Annotated in this window: 20 protein-coding genes; 5 read left to right on the top strand and 15 right to left on the bottom strand. The window is 56.8% G+C overall.

Annotated features, from left to right (window positions below; all coding sequences use genetic code 11):
- Positions 1-57: 57 nt before the first annotated feature.
- The 3 genes from C4J90_RS21730 to C4J90_RS21720 form a co-directional block, all read right to left on the bottom strand.
- Positions 58-1,950, bottom strand: a complete 1,893-nt coding sequence (locus C4J90_RS21730; protein ID WP_124420789.1) for an alkaline phosphatase D family protein — start codon at positions 1,948-1,950, stop codon at positions 58-60.
- Between the two features lie 113 nt (positions 1,951-2,063).
- Positions 2,064-2,270: a hypothetical protein gene (locus tag C4J90_RS21725; RefSeq protein WP_124364328.1), complete on the bottom strand. Its 207-nt coding sequence runs from the start codon at positions 2,268-2,270 to the stop codon at positions 2,064-2,066.
- Between the two features lie 129 nt (positions 2,271-2,399).
- Complete coding sequence (locus tag C4J90_RS21720; RefSeq protein WP_124420788.1) at positions 2,400-3,188, bottom strand: VacJ family lipoprotein; 789 nt, start codon at positions 3,186-3,188, stop codon at positions 2,400-2,402.
- A gap of 164 nt (positions 3,189-3,352) precedes the next feature.
- On the opposite strand from C4J90_RS21720, the gene C4J90_RS21715 reads away from it, so the two are divergent.
- Both C4J90_RS21715 and C4J90_RS21710 read left to right on the top strand, forming a co-directional pair.
- A complete protein-coding gene (locus tag C4J90_RS21715; protein WP_124364326.1) occupies positions 3,353-4,063 on the top strand; it encodes a response regulator in 711 nt (236 codons plus the stop codon).
- Positions 4,060-5,379: a cell wall metabolism sensor histidine kinase WalK gene (locus C4J90_RS21710; protein ID WP_124364325.1), complete on the top strand. Its 1,320-nt coding sequence runs from the start codon at positions 4,060-4,062 to the stop codon at positions 5,377-5,379. Before C4J90_RS21715 ends, C4J90_RS21710 begins: the two co-directional genes overlap by 4 nt.
- Before the next feature lie 15 nt (positions 5,380-5,394).
- On the opposite strand, the gene C4J90_RS21705 is transcribed toward C4J90_RS21710, so the two are convergent.
- The 3 genes from C4J90_RS21705 to C4J90_RS21695 form a co-directional block, all read right to left on the bottom strand.
- Positions 5,395-7,638 (bottom strand): ATP-binding protein, encoded by a 2,244-nt coding sequence (locus C4J90_RS21705; protein WP_124420787.1) that lies wholly within the window; start codon positions 7,636-7,638, stop codon positions 5,395-5,397.
- A complete protein-coding gene (locus C4J90_RS21700; RefSeq protein ID WP_124420786.1) occupies positions 7,635-8,249 on the bottom strand; it encodes a biliverdin-producing heme oxygenase in 615 nt (204 codons plus the stop codon). Before C4J90_RS21700 ends, C4J90_RS21705 begins: the two co-directional genes overlap by 4 nt.
- A gap of 193 nt (positions 8,250-8,442) precedes the next feature.
- Positions 8,443-8,823, bottom strand: a complete 381-nt coding sequence (locus tag C4J90_RS21695) for a response regulator (protein ID WP_124364322.1) — start codon at positions 8,821-8,823, stop codon at positions 8,443-8,445.
- Positions 8,824-9,048: 225 nt separating this feature from the next.
- Here C4J90_RS21695 and C4J90_RS21690 point away from each other — a divergent pair, with 225 nt between their 5' ends.
- Positions 9,049-9,423: a cytochrome c family protein gene (locus C4J90_RS21690; RefSeq protein ID WP_124364321.1), complete on the top strand. Its 375-nt coding sequence runs from the start codon at positions 9,049-9,051 to the stop codon at positions 9,421-9,423.
- 48 nt (positions 9,424-9,471) lie between these two features.
- Here C4J90_RS21690 and C4J90_RS21685 read toward each other — a convergent pair whose 3' ends face one another.
- The 4 genes from C4J90_RS21685 to C4J90_RS21670 all read right to left on the bottom strand — a co-directional run bounded on the left by C4J90_RS21685 (position 9,472) and on the right by C4J90_RS21670 (position 12,535).
- Entirely contained in the window at positions 9,472-9,813 is a 342-nt protein-coding gene (locus C4J90_RS21685; protein WP_305955582.1) for a hypothetical protein, read from the bottom strand.
- Positions 9,814-9,958: 145 nt separating this feature from the next.
- Positions 9,959-10,246, bottom strand: a complete 288-nt coding sequence (locus C4J90_RS21680; RefSeq protein WP_124415556.1) for a colicin E3-like toxin immunity protein — start codon at positions 10,244-10,246, stop codon at positions 9,959-9,961.
- Between the two features lie 15 nt (positions 10,247-10,261).
- A complete protein-coding gene (locus C4J90_RS21675) occupies positions 10,262-11,419 on the bottom strand; it encodes an S-type pyocin domain-containing protein (RefSeq protein ID WP_124420784.1) in 1,158 nt (385 codons plus the stop codon).
- A 744-nt stretch (positions 11,420-12,163) separates the two neighbouring features.
- Positions 12,164-12,535 (bottom strand): PH domain-containing protein, encoded by a 372-nt coding sequence (locus tag C4J90_RS21670; protein WP_124420783.1) that lies wholly within the window; start codon positions 12,533-12,535, stop codon positions 12,164-12,166.
- A gap of 136 nt (positions 12,536-12,671) precedes the next feature.
- Between C4J90_RS21670 and C4J90_RS21665 the strand changes: the two genes are divergently transcribed.
- Complete coding sequence (locus C4J90_RS21665) at positions 12,672-13,307, top strand: LysE family translocator (RefSeq protein WP_124420782.1); 636 nt, start codon at positions 12,672-12,674, stop codon at positions 13,305-13,307.
- Between the two features lie 106 nt (positions 13,308-13,413).
- On the opposite strand, the gene C4J90_RS21660 is transcribed toward C4J90_RS21665, so the two are convergent.
- The 4 genes from C4J90_RS21660 to C4J90_RS21645 all read right to left on the bottom strand — a co-directional run bounded on the left by C4J90_RS21660 (position 13,414) and on the right by C4J90_RS21645 (position 16,836).
- Positions 13,414-14,007, bottom strand: a complete 594-nt coding sequence (locus tag C4J90_RS21660; RefSeq protein WP_124364315.1) for a LysE family translocator — start codon at positions 14,005-14,007, stop codon at positions 13,414-13,416.
- 346 nt (positions 14,008-14,353) lie between these two features.
- Positions 14,354-14,680 carry a LysE family transporter gene (locus tag C4J90_RS27240; protein WP_256658885.1) on the bottom strand — a complete coding sequence of 109 codons (327 nt, stop codon included), beginning with the start codon at positions 14,678-14,680 and terminating at the stop codon, positions 14,354-14,356.
- Between the two features lie 31 nt (positions 14,681-14,711).
- Positions 14,712-16,028 carry a serine hydroxymethyltransferase gene (glyA, locus tag C4J90_RS21650; RefSeq protein ID WP_124364314.1) on the bottom strand — a complete coding sequence of 439 codons (1,317 nt, stop codon included), beginning with the start codon at positions 16,026-16,028 and terminating at the stop codon, positions 14,712-14,714.
- A 43-nt stretch (positions 16,029-16,071) separates the two neighbouring features.
- On the bottom strand, positions 16,072-16,836 hold the full coding sequence (locus C4J90_RS21645) for an ArpA protein (protein WP_124364313.1): 765 nt from the start codon (positions 16,834-16,836) through the stop codon (positions 16,072-16,074).
- Between the two features lie 183 nt (positions 16,837-17,019).
- Between C4J90_RS21645 and C4J90_RS21640 the strand changes: the two genes are divergently transcribed.
- Positions 17,020-17,475: an Lrp/AsnC family transcriptional regulator gene (locus tag C4J90_RS21640; RefSeq protein ID WP_124364312.1), complete on the top strand. Its 456-nt coding sequence runs from the start codon at positions 17,020-17,022 to the stop codon at positions 17,473-17,475.
- Positions 17,476-17,571: 96 nt separating this feature from the next.
- Here C4J90_RS21640 and C4J90_RS21635 read toward each other — a convergent pair whose 3' ends face one another.
- The gene (locus tag C4J90_RS21635; RefSeq protein ID WP_124420781.1) at positions 17,572-18,312 is read right to left on the bottom strand and encodes an NBR1-Ig-like domain-containing protein; all 741 of its coding nucleotides are present in this window, start codon (positions 18,310-18,312) and stop codon (positions 17,572-17,574) included.
- Positions 18,313-18,487: the final 175 nt, after the last annotated feature.

The following is an 18,487-nucleotide window of genomic DNA, read 5'->3' as shown; positions in this document are numbered from 1 at the left end:
GGCTGACGCTACTGTACAGCGTGGTTGGCGGGCTTTGAATAGGGCAGGCGGACTGTTTCAGGGGCGTGGCGCAATCATTTCCGTCCGAGGTTTGCCATCCGCGTTGTGCTGGTAAATCGCCTCGGGCTGGCCCTGCCCATTGAAAAACACTTGGCCGATCCCGGCTGAATTCCATAGCCGCTCGCCGGCTTCGGCATGTTCCGGAATGTGCGGTACCACCTGCATGGTGCGGCGCCGGGTAAACCAGTTCAGCGGCGAGCGTGGGGAGTAGAGCCAGCGGTTGAGACGGTCGAACCATTCGAGCAGGCGTGGTGGGAATTCGTTCTTGATGCCGCTGCTGGTGATTTGCCAGATCCTGGGGCCACCGTTTCGGTGGCGGATCAACACTTCGTAGACGAACGAATAATGCACGTCGCCCGACAGAATCACGTAGTTACCCGGTGTGCGGGAATGGCGGAAGATGTTGAGAATCACCTGGGCGGCGCCGCGATGGGCCATCCAGTTTTCAGCGTCTACCAGCAGCGGGTAACCGCACCAGCTGAATACCTTTTGCACGGTCTCGATCAGCTTCACGCCGAAAACCGGTGCAGGCGAGACGATGATGGCCGAAGGGTGGTCGAGCAGCTCCTGCTGCAATTCGCTCAGGGCTTCCCAATCCAGCAGGCCGGAAGGTTGCTTGAGGGTGAACTCGCTGCGCCAGCGTCGGGTGCGGGTGTCGAGCACCACCAACGCGGGGGTGGTAGGCAGTACGTAGTGCCAGTGTTGGAATTTACGCAGCGCCTCGAGTAATTCGTTCTGCGCGGCTGCGTCCAGGTGGTTGGCCTGGACCTGGGTGGTCAACGCTTGGGTCTGGCTCACCAGTTCGACAAACGCATCCGGCTGGTTGCCCCAGCCCTGGCATAACAGGTAGGCCAACAGGGCGTTGCCGATGATGCGTTTGGAGAAGGGGTGGCCGTAGGCGGTTTCTTCCCATTGGGCGCTGAGGTTCCAGTCGTCGGTGATGTCATGGTCGTCAAAGATCATCAAGGTCGACAGGTGGGCAAATACCCGCGCGGCACCGGGCAGGCTGTCGCGGAATCGCTCGATCTGGACCTTTTCGCGGGCGTAGCGCTGCTGTCGTTCCAGGCTCAGTGGTGGGCCCTGAAGCGTGGTCAGCGCCCAGGGCGTGGGCGACCACACCAGCAGGTACATCGCGATGACTTCGGCAAAGGTCACCAGGTGGTTGTCGGCGGTGCTGCTGGTGAAAATCGGCTTTTTCACGCCGCCAAAGAAGCGCTCGCGCAAGGTCTCGTTGCTGTCCAAGGCCGGCAGTAAATCGGCACGGTGATAATAACTGGCCGGATGCCCATAGAGGCTGGCGCTGTCATCGACCACAGCGCCTTCGAGGTATTCATCGAACAGGCCCAGCCGTGCTATCAACCCATGAATCGCCCGCAGCATCGGCCCGGCGACATCGTCGGCATAGACCTGATCGCCGCTCATCATCAACAGGGCCGGACGTTCGGCCGGGGTTTTGGCCTCGGCCAGCAGACGGTCGACGCACAGCAATCCTTCGTCGGCACTGTGATGGGGTTTGCGGCATGAGCCGTGCACCAACTGATGGATACGGCTATGCAACACGAAACTGGGGTATTGAGCATTCGCGTACAGCAGGTGCGGTGCCCAGTCGGCGATGCCGGTGTCGTCAAACAGCAGGTCGTAGCTGATCTCCACGTCCAAAGGCAGCGCTTCGTCCAGCGCCACATCGATCAAATGAATAAACGCTTGGCGCCCCACGGGTACCACCTGGCACTGGTCCAGGGCGATTTCCAGTGTTTGCGCCGGCAGGTGCAGCTTCAGCGTCAGTGCCAGTGCTCGACTTCCTACCAGCCACAACACCAGGCGCCGAGCTTCGAGACGTCGCAGCAGTGGGCCGGCTAATACGGCGGGCAGTGTGTCGGAGTGCGGCATGCAGGCAGTGGCCCCAGGCTGGATTGAACCGGCGAGTTTAAGCGAGTGAATGTGATGGTTTTGTTAAGGAGGGATGTACGAAGGGCCGTGCACTGCCCTTCGTACACGGCTAGTTAAAGGAGGTTGCCTCGACCCAGGCTGTCGAGCCCGCCGCCTCTGTTTTTGCTTCGGTCATTGTTCGCCATGCCTTCAGGCTCGGCGGCATTGAGCTGCATGTGTGTGGTGTCGGTGCTGCGTTTCCTACGCTGGGGCTCTGCATCATCCTGTTGCAGAGGTGGGTATTGAAAGCTGCCCAGTGAGGGGTTGATTCCGCTGACCATGGATGTTTCCTTCTATCAGGAGAGGATGACTTCGCCCATCGGAGCGAAGTAGGCCAACCTTAATCGCGGCAGAAGCGAGGCTGCTATAAACGCACTGCTGCAAGATATGACTGTGGCTGAAGAGCGTCTTCAGAAGTCATCCGCAGGGCGGTTAGCGCAGTTGTCCATTCCCGCAGATGTCGCGCCTTCCTCGCCCTCCCGCACAAAGGCCGCGCGATGTTCCGCCACCACATTACGCAACGCGCTGTAGTAGTCCGGGAGTTTTTGCAGGCTGTCGGTGAGCGGCAACAGCGATGCGCGGGTGTCGACAGTACCGCCGACCAGGCTGATGGTGCCCAGGGTCTGCACCGTATCGCTGTCGCCCAATGGCGAAACCAGGAAGCTCAAGACTTTGCCCGCCGCATCCCGGCTGTTGTGGGTGCCCAGCAGTGGCAGTTCGACAATGGGGCCATTGCCCACGCCCCATACGCCGAATGTCTGGCCGAAGTCGGCTGTATGGCGTGGGATGCCCAGGCGATCCGACACATCGAACAGCCCCACCACGCCCACCGTGGTGTTCACGGCGAAGCGCCCCAGGGTGTTGACCGAGCGCCGCGGGTTGCCTTGCAGCAGGTCGTTGATAAACACCTGCGGCTCACTGAAGTTGCTCGCGAAGTTATGCACACCCGCCTGGAAAAATTCCGGCAGGTAACGGTAACCGCGCGCCACAGGCGCCAGGGCGTAGTTATCCACAGCACGGTTGAACGCAAATACCCCGCGGTTGACCGGTTCGGCAGGGTCATACACCGGATTGTTCACCTGCGCGCAGCGGGTGGTGGGTGTCACGGGTGGAGGGCTCGCACAGCCCGCCAGGTAAGACATAGTCAGTAACAGCACGGCGTGGCGGGCCAGGTGCCGTGGGTTGGTCAACGCGTGCATGGGCACAGTCTCCGCAAAAGGGAGGCCGATGCTGGCATTGCCGCCTTGCGCAAAGATGTCTGCTTTATTGCGTTGCTGACGCTTTATTGCACGATTGAAATATATGACGGAGCGCGTCGAATAGTTTTAGATGGCGCCTTGACCCAGTCCAGTGAAGCCTGCCGGTGAGCAACCTGTTAATCGTCGACGATGACCTTGAAGTCCTCGCCCTGCTGAAGAAATTTTTCCTGCGCCATGGCTATTCGGTAGAGACCGCGGCCAGTGGCGCTGAGCTGTGGGCCGCCATGGAGCGCCAGCCTGCCGACCTGATTATCCTCGACCTGATGCTCCCCGGCGACAACGGCCTGCTGCTGTGCCAGCGCCTGCGCCAGCAATACGCTACGCCGGTGATCATGCTCACGGCCATGGGTGAACTCAGCGACCGCGTGGTGGGCCTGGAAATGGGCGCCGACGATTACCTGAGCAAACCCTTCGATGCCCGCGAACTGCTCGCCAGGGTGCGTGCGGTATTGCGCCGGGCGGGTGAAAGCCGGCCGCCGATGGGGGAGGCCGCGCGCCCGCTGATCCGTTTTGCCGGCTGGCAACTGGACGTTATGCGCCGCGAGTTGCGCTCGCCCGACCAGGTGATGATTCCGCTGTCGTCCGGCGAGTTCGATCTGCTGCTGGTGTTTCTCGAACACCCGCAACGCGTGCTCACCCGTGAACAGTTGTTGAACCTGGCGCGCGGCCATAGCCATGATGCCTTTGACCGCAGCATCGACGTGCAGGTGAGCCGCCTGCGCCGCAAGCTGGAATTCGATACCAAGCGCCCGGCGATGATCCGCACCGTGCGCAATGGCGGCTATCAATTCACCGCCAGCGTGACCCGTTCATGATCCAGCGTCCGCGCGACACGGTGGCGCGCTGGATCGCGCTGACCGTGCTGGTCGCAATGATCACCGCGCTGGGATTCAATGCCTTGTTCGTGCAACTGGCGGGGGTATGGGCCAGGCCGCCGTTGGCTGAAACCGGCCTGCTGGAAAAAGTGGCGGTGGTGGTGCGCGTGATCGAGGCGTCCGAACCGGCGCAGCGAGCGCGACTTGCCCAGGTGATAGGGGATGGGTCCTTCAGGGTGACGTGGGCGGCGCAGCGGGCGGCGTTTAATCTGCCGGTGCTGGCTGACCCGGATTTCAACACGGGCGAGCAGGTGTTCAAGCACCTGCTTGAAGGCCCGACGCGCCCCATGGAGGCCTATGAACCTGCCGACTGGCCCGACGGCAACGGCCAGTACGTACTGTTGATGCAACTGACCGACCGATCCTGGCTGATGTTCAGCACCGGTACACGCAGCTGGGGCCTGGACGATGGTGTGCGCAGCCTGATTGTGGCGCTGCTGGTGCTGGTCTCCACCGCCTTGGTCACCCTGGTCGCGACCCGACGCCTGGCCCACCCGCTGCAACACTTCGCCCGAGGTGCGCGGCGTTTTGGCAGCGACTTTCGCGCGCCGCCGATCGAGCCGGTGGGGCCTCACGAAATCCGCCAGGCGATTCTTGCCTTCAACAGCATGCAGGCGCAGTTGCGCCACTTCATCCAGGACCGTACCCAAATGCTTGCCGCCATCTCCCACGACCTGCGCGCGCCGCTGACCCGCCTGCGCCTGCGCGGTGAGTTCATCGAGGATAGCGACCAGCAACAGCGACTGTTTCGCGACGTGGACGAAATGCAGGCCATGATCAACACCGCCCTGGAATTTTTCCGCGATGACGCGCGCCTGGAACAGGCCACACAACTGGACCTGGCGGAGTTGCTGCAGACCCTGATCGACGATTATCGCGACCAGGCCATCGACTTCACGTTTAACGGGCCGCCACGTCTGGTGTATTTCGGCCGGCCCCTGGGCCTCAAACGCGTGATGACCAACCTGATGGACAATGCGATCCACTACGGTGCGGCGCCGGAAATCGAGTTGCAGCACAAGCAGGATACGGTGGTGATTCGCGTGCTGGACCGTGGCCCGGGCATTCCCGCAGCGCATCGGGAGGAAGTATTCCTGCCGTTCTATCGCCTGGAGGGGTCACGCAACAAAAGCACCGGCGGCGTAGGGCTTGGGCTCTCTACCGCACGAGCAATCGTGTTGGAACATGGCGGTACCCTGACCCTGGCCGAGCGCCAGGGGGGTGGGTTGGAAGCCGTGGTGATATTGCCGGTATGACATTCACAAGACGTATCAGGTAGGCGAGACTTCAATCACCCTGGGCAGGGTAAACCGGAACTCACTGCCCCGGCCCACCTCACTTTCGGCAACAATTTCGCCGCCATGGGCCTGGACGATGCCTTGGGTGATGTACAACCCCAAACCGCTGCCGGTGGGGTTGTTTTCGGTATTTGTCCAGTAGCGCTCGAACACGTGAGGCAACTGCTCCGGTGCAATGCCTTCACCGGAGTCGCGCACCGAGAACACGATTTCTGCACCGTTGCTCATGGCGCTGACGCCGATATTGCCCAGGCGCGGGGTGAACTTGATGGCGTTGCCGATCAGGTTCGACAACACCTGGAACAAGCGCTCCGGGTCGGCATTGATCAGCAGGCCGGGCTCGGCGTTGAACGACAGGTCGATGCCTTTTTCCAGCGCCAACGGTGCGAGCAGCGAATAAGCCTCATCGAACATATGGCTTACCTCCAGCGCCACAGGTTTGACGACATAGCGTCCGGCCTCGATTTTCGAGGTGTCGAGCAGATCCTCCAGCAGTGTGTTCATGCGCCCGGCCGCCTGTTGCATGGTGTCGATAGCCGAGGAGATGCGTCGCGAGGTGTGTGGGCCCTCGGAGCTGAACGCTTTTCGCATCATGCCGCAGAGCATGGAGATGACGGTCATCGGGTTACGCAGGTCGTGAGATACCACGGCCACCAGGTCATCACGCGCCCGCACGGCCTGCTGCTCACGCTTTACCTGGCGTGCCAGGTCGTTTTCCAGGGCCGAGCGGCGCAGGTCGTTGGCGGCGAACAGGTCGCCATGGCTCCACTTGGTGGAAATGCCCGCCATGACCACTTTCCACACTTCAAACGAGGTGCGTGGGCGAAGGTGCAGGCCAGCGTGGGAGCTTTCCAGGTCCAGGGGCTTTTGTGGGTCACCGCTCCAGTGGATGTTTTCCTTCACCTCCGGGCGGAACCACAGCACACCGTTGTCCACAGGCTTGGGCAGCTGCATGGCCAGGACGCCGCTGGCCAACTGCTGGAACTCGGCGGCCGGCGGGTATACCGAGGCCAGGTTGTGGCTGGCGAATACCGGTTCGTCGCGCTCTTGCAGCCACTTGTGCAGTGCGCGGATCTGCGCCGGTTCCGGGCAGTGGCCGTAGCAATGCAATTGCTTGCCCTCGATGATCGCCACGCCGCCTGCCTCTGTCAGCTCCATCAGCAACTGACTTTGTTGGGCAAGGCCGTCGAACACGCTGTCCGGCGAGGCCTTCAGCGCTTGATCGAGAAGTGCCAGCGCCTGAACTTTTTCCTCGCGTTGACGGCTCAGTTCCAGGGTCTCCATGGCGCTGATCTGCAACGACAGCACTTGGCCGATGGTCTGGCAGGCGGTGCGCAACTCGTTCGGCACCAGCAGCGGCTCGCGGTTGCCGCAGCTGATCAGGCCCCATAGCGTGTCGCCCTTCATCAACGAGATGCTCATGGACGACAGTACGCCCATATTCTTCATGTATTGGCAGTGAATCGGCGACACGCTGCGCAGGGTGGCGAAGCTCAAATCCAGCGGCTCGCCGGTGTCTGGGCGCAGCTTGGGCAGCAACGGCACTGGCTCGTAGGCCGCGTTGGGGATGATGCGCAGCCAGTTGGTGCGATACAGCTCGCGGGCCTGTTCCGGGATGTCGGAGGCAGGGAAAAACAACCCGTTGAACAGCTCCATGGACGGCGCTGACGCTTCGGCAATTACCTGGCCGTGGCCTTCGTCTTCGAAGCGGTAAATGAGCACGCGGTCATAACCGGTCATGGCCTGGATTTCATTCACGCTGATTTCGTACAGCGCTTGCAGGGTTTTCGCCGCCTGCAAGCGTTGCAACATCTTGCCCAGGTTACTGGTGCGACCGTTCAGTGCGCGTGGGCGAAAATCCTTGAGCCGCGGTTCGAACTCCAGCACCAGCACGTTCTGGTGGCGGTGCAGCAAGCCTTCGAACGCTGCGCCATTGAGCGTGACGTGCAACGGTGGCATGTCGAAGAACGTGTCGGTTTGTGCCATGACCTGCACCGCCTGGGCGTGCTCTGCGCCGATCAAGCTGTGCAGCGGCTGGCCGAGCAGCGCTTTGGGCGCATGGCCGAACAAGCTGGCGACGTTGGTGCTGACCTGGATGATATCCAGGCCGGGTTCCGACAATGTCAGCAGCACACCGTGAGGCTGGATCGCTCCGGGAAAGCGAATGGGCTCGTCGGCGCAGTTGGCAAGCAGCTCTTCAAAATCTTCAGGTTTCATAGCAGTACCTCCTGGCTGTCGAGCCATTGCTCAAAGCCGCTGAATGTGGAGCGGGCGGCCATTACTGCGCGAGCCCTGGCTGTTGTGTCCAGCGGCAGGCGACCCAGGTAGTCGAGAAACTCTTTCCAGCGTCGGCCGGTCTCGGCGCCATAAATATCGAGAAACGCACCGCCGTTGTCGGCATCGATCCCCAGGCGCAGGGCTATTTCGCGGCGCAACACTTGCCCACCGAGGGTCGCGCCTTCCAGCACATACAAGGCGCCAAGGCAGGCAGCGGGTGTGTCCAGGGGCGGGAGTCGGGTGCAACGGGGCAGGGTGCTGATGGTGTGCTCATTCAGGTCGAGGGCGCGGAGATCACTGAACAGCGTCGGCGTTTTCGTACGCAATGCGGCGTCATATCCATGGGGAATCAGGCGGCCGTCATACAGCGCCGCTTCCATCGGCTGATAGAAACCGTAGTAGGCCTGGAGCAAGCGCCGGTACCAGTCTGTATCCAGGCGCTCGGAAAAAAACGGCAGGCGCTTTTCCAGCGCGACATGCAACAGCCCGGTGCCTGTGCGCAACGTTTCCAACAAGGATGGCGCACCAACGTCATGGGCTTCTGAGTGCATTAATGAGCTCGAACTGTGGGCCTCTCGGCCATGAATGACGCATGAAAATGGGCGACGATTCTACACAATTCATTGTCGTCAGCTTACGCAACAAGCGAAAAGGCTGGCCATCAGATCAGAAAAGTCACTCCTTGTAGGTAAAACGACCACAGGCCTTGGCACGAAGTTCGGGTTGAATGATATCGCCGCGCTATTAATGCACAGACGAACCTTGCTGGGTCAATGCTTTTTGCACGCACTCAAGCAAGTGGTCGGTACTCCAGGGTTTGGGCAAAAACCGCACAGAGCCACCCAGTTGCGACGCTATCGTGGTGTTGCCGGACGTCAGCACCACCTGAACCTCTGGCCAACGATGCGCCACCACTCGGCTCAAGTCATAACCATTGAGCAAGCCGGGCATCTGAATATCACTGACAATCAGGTCCACGGGGTCATCGCCCCGCTCCAGATAAATCATCCCTTCATCCGCCGAAGGGAACGACTTTACCAATGCGCCGAAGTCCTCCAGCACATCCACCATCAACGCCCGAATGATCTCGTCGTCTTCCAATACTAAAATCGATGGCTGAGCCATGATCCTTACTCCACCATCAGGGTTCAGTAGGGTGGAGTGGAGGCGGGGCATATAGGTTCGATTGGATGTTTTTTAAACGATGGGTGGTCGTTTGGTGGTCTGCAGGAACGTGGCTGGGGGGGCGCCGGTTCATAGCACAGGCCCGCACGGTTATCGTAAAGCGGCTGGGGAAACGGCCATTTAAACGGGCATAATTGTCGGCAACACTCGATGCGGAGCCCTCTGATGAAGTACGCCTGGTTGACCCTTGCCCTGATCTTCAACACACACGGGGCCTTTGCTGCCGGCGATGCCGAGGCGGGCGGCAAGCTCTTCACCAAGACTTGCGGTGGCTGCCACAGTGTGGGCGAAGGCGCACGCGGCGGGTTCGGACCGCAGCTCAACGGCATCATCGGCCGGCCAGCGGGCACTACTACGGATTATCAGTATTCCGACGCGATGAAAAACTCAGGCGTGGTCTGGACCCGCGACAAACTTGCCGCCTACATCGAAGCGCCGAAGAAAGTGGTGAGCGGCACGCGGATGATTTTTTGGGGGATCAGTGATCAGGAGAAGATTGAGAATATATTGGCGTATTTGGAGACGTTTCAGTCCAAGTGATCGCTGAGGCAAGGCGGAACACCTTTGGAAGCTGTCGTGCCCGACTGCCTACCGTTCGCGCGGTGAAGCCTGTGCGAACACCACGCCGTTGAACGTTTGGGTGCAGCAGTCGCAGAAGGGTTTCATGTGCTCGGGCGTCAGCTGTGGGTTGACCTTTTGCAACAGACCAGCCTCGTCCACCCACAAGCCGCTGTAGTAGCTATTCTCGCCCGTACTCACGTATTCCTGCTTGTCACTTTCATGCAGCGCAACCATCCAGAACACCGGCTCCGGACGATCCAGGCGGGCGTTGGCTTCGCTGAAAACCTTGCTCCAGGGGTGGCCGACTTTGGACAGGAGGAACCGGAATAGGGGGGTGTAATCGAACCCGTGTCTTTGATGGCTGTGCATTGAACCACGGGTTGATAGCGCTCGCTTTTCGCTTTTGCTGTGTCGTTCATATCTGTGAGCACAGCAACTCCCATGGCGCACGCCATGGGTTCGGGTGTTGACTGAGCGATAGAGCAGAGGCTTTTGCAGTGGAAGTCTCATTGCATCAAGACCCCGTCTTAGGTTGATTTGGAGGCGGTGGCCACGCGCCTTGGTAACGGAAGGAAATTTGGTAGTCGAGGTGGTCGGGTTCGATCATGTGCTGGAAATATGGCTGAATAATCGTTATCCAGTTAGGCAGCACATTGAATACATCGGCATATATCGCGGTTTCCTCGCCTAAACCCAACGCTTTGAGAATGCTGTCTGAGTCCTCGATATCCGCTGAATACTCATCCGCCTTCAAGTTATTACTGTGTTTTTCGTACCACCGCAGTCTGATTTTCATCACCATTTTCCATGTTCCTCTTTATCGGTAAATTCGGCGTTTTGGGTCAGCCGGTCCTCGGCGTTCGGCGGTATAGGGGTCAAAGGCACCGAGGTGTTCTAAATCACTGTTTCGATAGACTTCCAGCTCGCCTTTCTTGGAATCCCATTCAAGTATTTTCCTTCCTTTTGCGTCTATCCATCGTTCACGTAAGCCCGCTCCGCCTTTTCTTCGTGTCACAGGCTTTTGGGGAATTAAACCAGGGAAGCCTGTTATGTCTGCGGTTTCGGGCGCAGGGAAGTAATCATGATCTGGGCTTCTTAGCCCCTTCCTTGGCTCATTAACCACCACATACAACGGCCGAACCCCCGACTCCGCCGGAAACACCAGAATAAAATCCCGATACTCCGGCGGATAAACTGGGTTCACCAGAATCTGCGCCGCCTTCTCCGTCGGCGGGTAAATCCAGATCACTGGCGCTTGCGGCGCCGCTTCCAATGCAGGAATACCCAGCGTGTCCCCCGGATCAACCGCAGGCGTCCAGATCAGCTCAACGCCCTCGCCCAAATCCGCCACAAACTGATCGCCACGGCTTTGGAACTGCACCACATCGATCATCTGCCAGTTCGGATGGTTGCCGGTGTAAAACCCATACCCCTTGAGCGTACCGTCCTCGCGTTGCTCGATATGCAAACGCATCTGCGACCGCGCCTGCGCCATCGAGCGCAGCTGTTCTTCGCTGTAGAGCGCGCTATCACCCAGTTCAGAAGGCCAAGCAAGCGCCACCAACCCCGTCAACAGACCACCAGCGACAGAGCCGGCGGCAGTCACCGCCGACTCCCAAGCCGCCGAACGCAACGCCAACTGCCCCAAACCAGTGGGCAATGCGCTCCCGCCGATCTTGCGCAAGGCCACCGCTCCTCGCCCGTCCACCTCGCGCCCGCCCAACAGGCTTAAATGCGCGTACTCCTTGACCAACTCCAGCGGGACATAACCGGTGGAGTCAGCGTAACGGGTGAAGCCGTCAGGCAATTGGCAGGGCTTGATGAAGACGCAGCCGGGAGGTGTGACTGGCGTAGGGGCAGGAGATGGCTCGAATGGAATAATCGCTGGCGAATAGGGCACGCGTGACGGTTGCGGGGTCAGGATTCGTTGCCTGCGTAGCTGTTCTTCAGTCGGTGGATAAAAACGTTCTGACATGACCGGCTCACTTCCTTGTGCGAGGGAGTGAGCCTACGGGGGAGAATCTGCCGCTGATATTGGCTTTGTTCGATGGCCTACGTGGGAAAAGTCAGTTGAGTGAAGCCATTCCTGGCGCGAACTGCTGAGGCGTAAGTGGGGAGTCTGGCGGCGTTTGGGCTGGCGCCTCGCAGCATAGGTATCTACACAAATTGGCACGGCTCTGAACCTGTGACGGTTCTGCAGCCGACGACTACCTAACTGATGCCCCGCGAGCTAAATGTGGGAGGGGGCTTGCTCCCGATGGCGGCCTGACAGCCGACCTGAATGCTGGATCAGGGCGAAAACATATCCGTTGCTGCGGTAACGGCGGCTTAGGATTGCGCCCTGACGGCGCTCCCCCAAATCACTGCCGGTTTGCCCCCCCCAAAAAAAAACACTGTTGAATTCCGGCCAGCGTGGTTTAACGGGGCGCCTAAGATCAAGAGCGGCTCGCTTCGCATCGTGGGTAGATACCTATGCCCCGACGAGGGAGTCTCAGTAAATGCATCTGCTAATGACTTATCGCCATCGGGGGCAAGCCCCCTCCCACACTTAGGTCTCGGGCACCAGAAGAATAGTCTTTGGCTCCCGAGCCGTCACGGGAGCAAGCTCCCTCGCCACAGGTTCAAGCTACGCCAAAGTTGTGTAGATACCCATGGCCTTCGCAGGCAAGCCAGCTCTTACAGGTTGAGCGGTGTACATGGGTTGAATCGCGCCAGTGGTTTAGCCCAGCAGATGTTTGGAAATCAACCGTGAAATTTCCACAATCGACGTCTTGCCGGTGAACTCGAATTTCACCTTTCCCAGCGACGAAAAGCAAATCTCCAACTCCGAATCCAGATCAAACGTCCCCGACGTTTCCACCGAATACGCCACGATGTTCTTATAGGGCAGCGACGTGAAATCCTTCTTGCTGCCGGTAATCCCCTGCACGTTCACCGCAATGATGCGCTTGGTGGTGAACACCACGCCGTCGCGCATGGCCTTGTACGCGTCCACTACCTCTTCGCCATCCAGCAGCAATGAAGCCACGCGTTCGGCGTACTCGTTGTTTTGTTTGAGCTTGAAGAAGCCTTTGTTATTGAAGTCAATCATGTGCCTGCCCCTGGGTGAACGGTGTGGTCGGTGTATGACGTTTTGATCACGAATCTGTATCTGACGCGCACATTTTGAACGCCCTACCATGGCGTCCAACCCTGCAACGTTGACCACATATTTCGGGAGCCCGACCATGCCTGAACTGTCCAGCTGGCTTGCCTATGCGCTGATATCACTCGGCATGGTGCTGACGCCCGGCCCGAACATGATTTATCTCATTTCGCGCTCGATTTGCCAGGGGCGCACCGCCGGGTTTATTTCCCTGGGCGGCGTTGCATTGGGCTTTTTGGTTTATATGCTCTGCGCGGCCTTGGGCATTACGGCGTTGGTGATGGCGGTGCCCTTTGCGTACGACGCCCTGCGCTTTGGCGGGGCGCTGTACCTGGTTTATCTGGCCTGGCAGGCGATCAAACCGGGTGCCCGCTCGCCGTTCCAGGTGCAGCGCCTGCCCCAGGACAGCCCGCGCAAACTATTCACCATGGGCATGGTGACCAACCTGCTGAACCCCAAGGTGGCGGTGATGTACCTGTCGTTACTGCCGCAGTTCATCGACCCGAACGGCCACGGCAGCGTGCTGATGCAATCCCTGGTGCTGGGTTTCACGCAGATTCTCATCAGCGTGAGCGTGAATGCGGTGATTGCCACGCTGGCGGGGTCCATCGCAGTGTTCTTCGTTACACGGCCGGGGTGGCAGGTGGTGCAGCGCTTGCTGATGGGGTCGGTGTTGATGGGGTTGGCGGTGCGGATGGCAGTGGAAGGGCGGCGGTAGGCTATGGGGCGCCGCGTAACTTTATGACGAGTTTCAAGTATACGTTTTGACGGTGGGGTAGGTGGCTTTGAATGGTAGAAGCAGCGTACGAGAAACGGAAAAAATCTTAGTTCAAAACCGAACCGGCCAGGCGACCAATAAGCGTTGAGGCAAAACAAAAGAGGGTGACAGACGTGACCCGGTTGATCTTCAGAGTGGTAAACCGCGTTTGATGGAAGCCTTTAAATCGAGCACCAAAAAATATCCAGGCAGATCCCACCGAAATAGTCACCAACAAGAGAGCCGCCATGAATTCTACGTAGCTCTCCAACTCAGTGAAGGTATGAATTGGAGCAATAAATGAAACGGTCAGAAGGCCTTTAGGATTCATCAATGTCAGCAGGAAAAAATAAGGCCCGGAGAACCGATCCTTGGCTGTGTTGGTTATGCTGTTTTCGCGTTGCCACAGCTTATAAGAAATATAAAGGAGATAGCATGCTGCGCTAAATTGGACGATTTTCACGGTCAAAGGAGAGTATGCCGATAGGTAGAGTAATGTGAATCCCCACAGCGATACCTGAATCAGATAAGCAAGAGATTCGATAAAGGCAAGGCGCTGCGACACGCTGAACCCATACAGCACCCCTGCACGGAACAATAGCGTGTTAGTGGGGCCGGGTATTATTAATAGTAGTAAAAGGGCGGAAAGGGTAGCTAGCATGCGGAAATCCTCCTTAGAAAACGATCATACTGTATTTTTCTGGTTTATCTATAGAGTTAATCCGTCAGCATAAATGACCACGCTACCGTCGCGACCATTAGCACCGCGAAGCTGACGTTAAGTATTCGGCTCCAAGTGGGGTGAATGAATAATTTACGGAGCTTGCTCCCCGCAAAAAGCCAGAAAAAATCGAATATCACGCAAACCAATAGACAGATAGACGCCTTGGTAAACAGCTCCCATGTTGGCGTAACACCTAACGTAAAACTGCCTAGTAACGCAGCAAAGGCAGCGTACGCTTTAATGTTTGCTACACCCAGCACAAAACCCGCACCCAGCCCTGGACTTACCGCTGTTTGCTCATCGTTAATCGGGGGGCCGCAGCAATGGTATAAGCCAGATAAAGAATGTAAAGAATGGATACTCCAGCGAGACCAACGCCCAATAAGGGAAAACTGTGCACAAAGACATACAGCCCCGTGGAGACTACTGCCATGGCGATGACCAATCCCACGGTAATACCCACGAAAAATTGAATAGAGCGCTTCATGCCATAGGCGGCGCCACTCGCAGCCAGGGCCAGGGTGGCCGGACCGGGACTGGCGAGAAGCGCGATGGCGGCAATGGCGAATGTCAGCGTCGCCTGATAAATAGAAAATAGAGTTTCGGGCATTTACGTTTCCTGAGTACGCGAATAACAGCGGCTAGTGGGGTAATCCATGTTCGTGACAGTAGTACACCGTTCTATAATTCTTCATGAAATCGATTACACTATTTGCCACCGCCATCGGGTCTTCCCGGTGTAGTAAAATCTTTGCAATCTTCTCGGCGATCCACTCCATTTCTATCTCTTTCATTCCCAGGCGAGTCACTTCAACGGTGCCTAATCGAATACCTGTTTCTTTGTAAGGGTCGATATCCCAGGGTAGGGGCATTTCATTGGCAATGATATTGGCTGCCTCTAGGCGTTGGACAGCATCGCGACCGCAATCAAAAGGTTTTGAATCAATAACAATCTGATGAGTTTGGGTATAGCCTTGCTCCCGATAAAACGCCGTTACCCCTAGCTTATCAAGAGAGCTTGCAAGTGCTTGGGCGTTGCGAACCACCTGCGCCATGTAGACGGTCCCGTACTCCAGCAATTCGGTTGCCGCCACGGCGAGCGCGGCCACGCGATTGATTTGGTGGCTGCCAGTCAGAGTAGGGAAAATCGCCGTGTTGATGGGCGCTGTCAATTCGGGATCGTTCCAGGCAATAATCCCTCCTTGTGGGCCACTGAATGTTTTTCCGGAAGATCCAGTCATCAAGTCCGCTCCTTCTTCGAGGGGATTTTGAAATAGACCAGAACTGATCAGGCCGAGTTGATGGGCAGCGTCGAAATACACTTTCCCACCCCAGGGCGAAACGATACCTTTTATGTCCTTGATAGGAAGCGCAAACAGCGTGAGCGTCATTCCTAGTCCGATTACAGCTGGTTTCAGATCATGGGCAATCTCACTAAACCGATTAAGGTCGATCTCGCCGGTTTTGTGGATAAACGGAATGTCCCAGACTTTCAGCCCTCTGACGCCCGGAGGACCATTTGTCCTGTTGCTAGTATCTCCACCCCTTATCACTGGCACCGTCATGACGTTGTCTTCGGGTCGAGTCAGTGCAGTGTAAGCAGCAAGTACCGCTGCCATCCCACCCATCAGTCTATGGTCGGCGTACTTGGCATCAAATGTCATCTTCAGGAGTTCCACACACAACGATTCCAGTTCATCGATATTCTTCATCCCTGAAAAAAAACGATTGTCCCGGCCGATATGCCCGCCCGATGCGCGTGTTCCCACTTCACTGGAAAGGAGTGCGCGCACGGACGGGCTGGTCGGTGACTCAGCTGCCACAAGGTTGATGCACTGTTGCCCACGCCACTGCTCATTTCGTGTAACGGCGGCTCTTACCAGGTCGGCCATGGCGGAGTGTGACTGAGCTTGTTTTAATAACACGCTGGCGTTCTGAAGGCATTGGGCATCGTGCATATCTTAATCCTGTGGGGCTTATGGATAATCAGAAGGCTATGTTTCAAGTCAGGCTTTTAGCAGCCTCAGCATGTTGGTTCTCCCACCACCGATCATTACCGTGCAGGTTTCTGTCGAGGTATTTTTCATCTGCCCATGTCATGTTAAGAATGATTCGAATGGCATCTTCATTGAGTGGAATAGTGCGATGGAGGGTCGTGTCAGTACGCAGAAAATAAATATCGCCAGTTGTAAAGCCATAAGTGGCAATCGGATTATTGCACAGGATTTCGTGAATCCTGGGATTGGATTTATCCCACGTGGTGTGAGGAACGCACTGAAGCATCCCGCCTTTGGAAATGGGTGGCGTCTCGATAATCCAGATCAGTGCAAAACTGTAATCGCCCCAATGCCAGCCATGAGTGTCACCTTTACGCTCCTGTCTGGTGATCAGGTATTCTTCATCCTTGGAGACTGAAGCGACAATATTGGTATCTGCAATCAAGGACAGTGTGTTGAGTAATACTTCACTTTTGGATAGAGTGCTTATAATTGCGCTGTTTTCCGATATAAACTCGCTGCGAACGACACTCATGTATCGCGGTGTATTATCGGTAGTCGCCAGGTGTAAGTCCCTCCTTTCAATCTGACGGTCGATAAGTCCATGGACTTCATTGGTGATGCGCTGACGCAAGGTGTCGTCTACGATATCCCGCAATTTTATAAATCCATTTCGGGCAAACTCATTGCGCAGTAAGAATATCCGCTCTTCAGGGAAATTGTCGTCGTGGTGTTTTTGCAGAGTAGTAGCATCGAGTGCATGATTCATTTCAATTCCTCTAAAGGTTTAAACTGAAATATAGGCAATGTATGCCTTGCTGCCTGGCGGTACTGCGGGTGACCGTTTGAAAAAACAATAGGAGCCAATTTACAAAAAATCTATTATTTTTTTATGAATCCATGGTATGTAAGGTTTTCATGTGATTTCTTTAATTTTCGTAAGGCCCATCGTATGAAAAAGCTTACAAAAAGCGCTCAAAAATTGGACCCCATTGATCGCGCCCTTATTTTGGCTCTCTACGAAAACTCTAGGACCTCCATCCGAGCGCTCAGTCGTCAAGTGGGTCTGTCTGCTCCCGGCTGCAGCGAGCGTCTCAAACGTCTGGAGGTCGCGGGGGTCATTTCCGGGTTCAGTGTCGAACTGGATGCGCAGGCTTTAGGATATGCGCTACAGGCACTGGTTCGGGTAAAACCATTGCCGGGAAAGTTTCAAGAGATTGAGGAGTTGATCAAGAACCTTGAGGAGTGTGTCCTCTGTTACAAAATCACGGGTGATGACAGTTTTGTCTGTCATCTTTATGTTGATTCTGTACAGCACCTGGATCAAACCCTCCAGCAGATGACGCGATTAGCCGATACCAATACTTCAATAATAAAAACTGTTGAGCGGAAACTGCCTGCACTCTGAATAACTTCGCAGATGTGCAAAAAAGATATTTTTGATGTGAGTATGTTTCATGGGTTTAAGGTCTTTTAAACTTTTTGTTGCTTTGTTTAGAGATGTTTAAAAGTCAAATGCTTGTTGTGACGCGCATAAATTGATAATCGTAGTTCCGCGCGCCATCACGTTTACGATCACATGCAAAATGAACTCAGGCGCGTAGCACGGTTGCCCGTGTTCATCCTCGATCCGCCAGATGAAAGTGACTGCGCAGGTTTCCTTGGACGCGGCGAATTCCACAGTGATATGCATCGGTTGCCCAGGCAGTGTTTCTGCGATGAGGGTTTCGTTGTTAAGGCTGCGCAGGTACGTGTCCATCACGACTTCCAATGGCGCGCCCATGGCGGTGCGTCGGGCTATGACATATTCACCGTCAACGCGTACCAGTTTTCGACCCAGCCACGGGCGTGTGCCGAGGTTCTGGATCTCCCATGTTTTCTGAAAAATTTCGCCAGGCAGCACGACGGTCTGGTCGGGCGTGGTGACGTCTGCGTTGAAGACGGCGATGTCGCTTGAATCACGCAGGCCTACAGCCCGGTTGGTGGTCGCCATTGAGTTGGAGTCAACCGGAGCGCCCGCCAAATCGGCGAAGTAACGGAACAGCAGCAGCGGGGAAACCTGCAGCACTTTGGCCAGTTTGATCAATGTGCGTACCGACGGATCTTGTGAGGCGCCGCCTGCCAGCCCATATAGGTAGGTCCGGGAAATGCCGGCCTCCTTGGCCAGGGTTGTCATGGACTTACCCAGTTCCCGGCTGCGCCGTACGACCAGGGCTCGGAGGGTGTCGCGTGTCTTGATACTCATATTCGGTTGTGATCCCCCAGTCCTCGGTGAGGCTGCTCACCTTGTTCACCAAAAAGAACAACCTGCTCGCCACTACGCGTAATGAGCAAGGCACACTTACTCCCAGCTGGCGACGTTGTGAAGGACATGGATAGGTCCCTATTTTTGGTTGGCTATATCCAGTGTCGCGGTTTCT

The sequence above is a fragment of the Pseudomonas sp. R2-60-08W genome (assembly GCF_003852335.1).
In the GTDB taxonomy this organism is placed as follows: domain Bacteria; phylum Pseudomonadota; class Gammaproteobacteria; order Pseudomonadales; family Pseudomonadaceae; genus Aquipseudomonas.
The sequence above is the reverse complement of the archived record's forward strand: the minus strand, read 5'-3'. Positions and strand labels throughout refer to the sequence as shown.

Excerpts from the sequence above, each read along its gene's own strand:
- C4J90_RS21730 (WP_124420789.1), bottom strand. The coding sequence starts at position 1,950 with ATGCCGCACTCCGACACACTGCCCGCCGTATTAGCCGGCCCACTGCTG.
- C4J90_RS21725 (WP_124364328.1), bottom strand. The coding sequence starts at position 2,270 with ATGGTCAGCGGAATCAACCCCTCACTGGGCAGCTTTCAATACCCACCT.
- C4J90_RS21720 (WP_124420788.1), bottom strand. The coding sequence starts at position 3,188 with ATGCACGCGTTGACCAACCCACGGCACCTGGCCCGCCACGCCGTGCTG.
- C4J90_RS21710 (WP_124364325.1), top strand. The coding sequence starts at position 4,060 with ATGATCCAGCGTCCGCGCGACACGGTGGCGCGCTGGATCGCGCTGACC.
- C4J90_RS21705 (WP_124420787.1), bottom strand. The coding sequence starts at position 7,638 with ATGAAACCTGAAGATTTTGAAGAGCTGCTTGCCAACTGCGCCGACGAG.
- C4J90_RS21700 (WP_124420786.1), bottom strand. The coding sequence starts at position 8,249 with ATGCACTCAGAAGCCCATGACGTTGGTGCGCCATCCTTGTTGGAAACG.
- C4J90_RS21695 (WP_124364322.1), bottom strand. The coding sequence starts at position 8,823 with ATGGCTCAGCCATCGATTTTAGTATTGGAAGACGACGAGATCATTCGG.
- C4J90_RS21690 (WP_124364321.1), top strand. The coding sequence starts at position 9,049 with ATGAAGTACGCCTGGTTGACCCTTGCCCTGATCTTCAACACACACGGG.
- C4J90_RS21685 (WP_305955582.1), bottom strand. The coding sequence starts at position 9,813 with ATGCACAGCCATCAAAGACACGGGTTCGATTACACCCCCCTATTCCGG.
- C4J90_RS21680 (WP_124415556.1), bottom strand. The coding sequence starts at position 10,246 with ATGGTGATGAAAATCAGACTGCGGTGGTACGAAAAACACAGTAATAAC.
- C4J90_RS21675 (WP_124420784.1), bottom strand. The coding sequence starts at position 11,419 with ATGTCAGAACGTTTTTATCCACCGACTGAAGAACAGCTACGCAGGCAA.
- C4J90_RS21670 (WP_124420783.1), bottom strand. The coding sequence starts at position 12,535 with ATGATTGACTTCAATAACAAAGGCTTCTTCAAGCTCAAACAAAACAAC.
- C4J90_RS21665 (WP_124420782.1), top strand. The coding sequence starts at position 12,672 with ATGCCTGAACTGTCCAGCTGGCTTGCCTATGCGCTGATATCACTCGGC.
- C4J90_RS21660 (WP_124364315.1), bottom strand. The coding sequence starts at position 14,007 with ATGCTAGCTACCCTTTCCGCCCTTTTACTACTATTAATAATACCCGGC.
- C4J90_RS27240 (WP_256658885.1), bottom strand. The coding sequence starts at position 14,680 with ATGCCCGAAACTCTATTTTCTATTTATCAGGCGACGCTGACATTCGCC.
- glyA (WP_124364314.1), bottom strand. The coding sequence starts at position 16,028 with ATGCACGATGCCCAATGCCTTCAGAACGCCAGCGTGTTATTAAAACAA.
- C4J90_RS21645 (WP_124364313.1), bottom strand. The coding sequence starts at position 16,836 with ATGAATCATGCACTCGATGCTACTACTCTGCAAAAACACCACGACGAC.
- C4J90_RS21640 (WP_124364312.1), top strand. The coding sequence starts at position 17,020 with ATGAAAAAGCTTACAAAAAGCGCTCAAAAATTGGACCCCATTGATCGC.
- C4J90_RS21635 (WP_124420781.1), bottom strand. The coding sequence starts at position 18,312 with ATGAGTATCAAGACACGCGACACCCTCCGAGCCCTGGTCGTACGGCGC.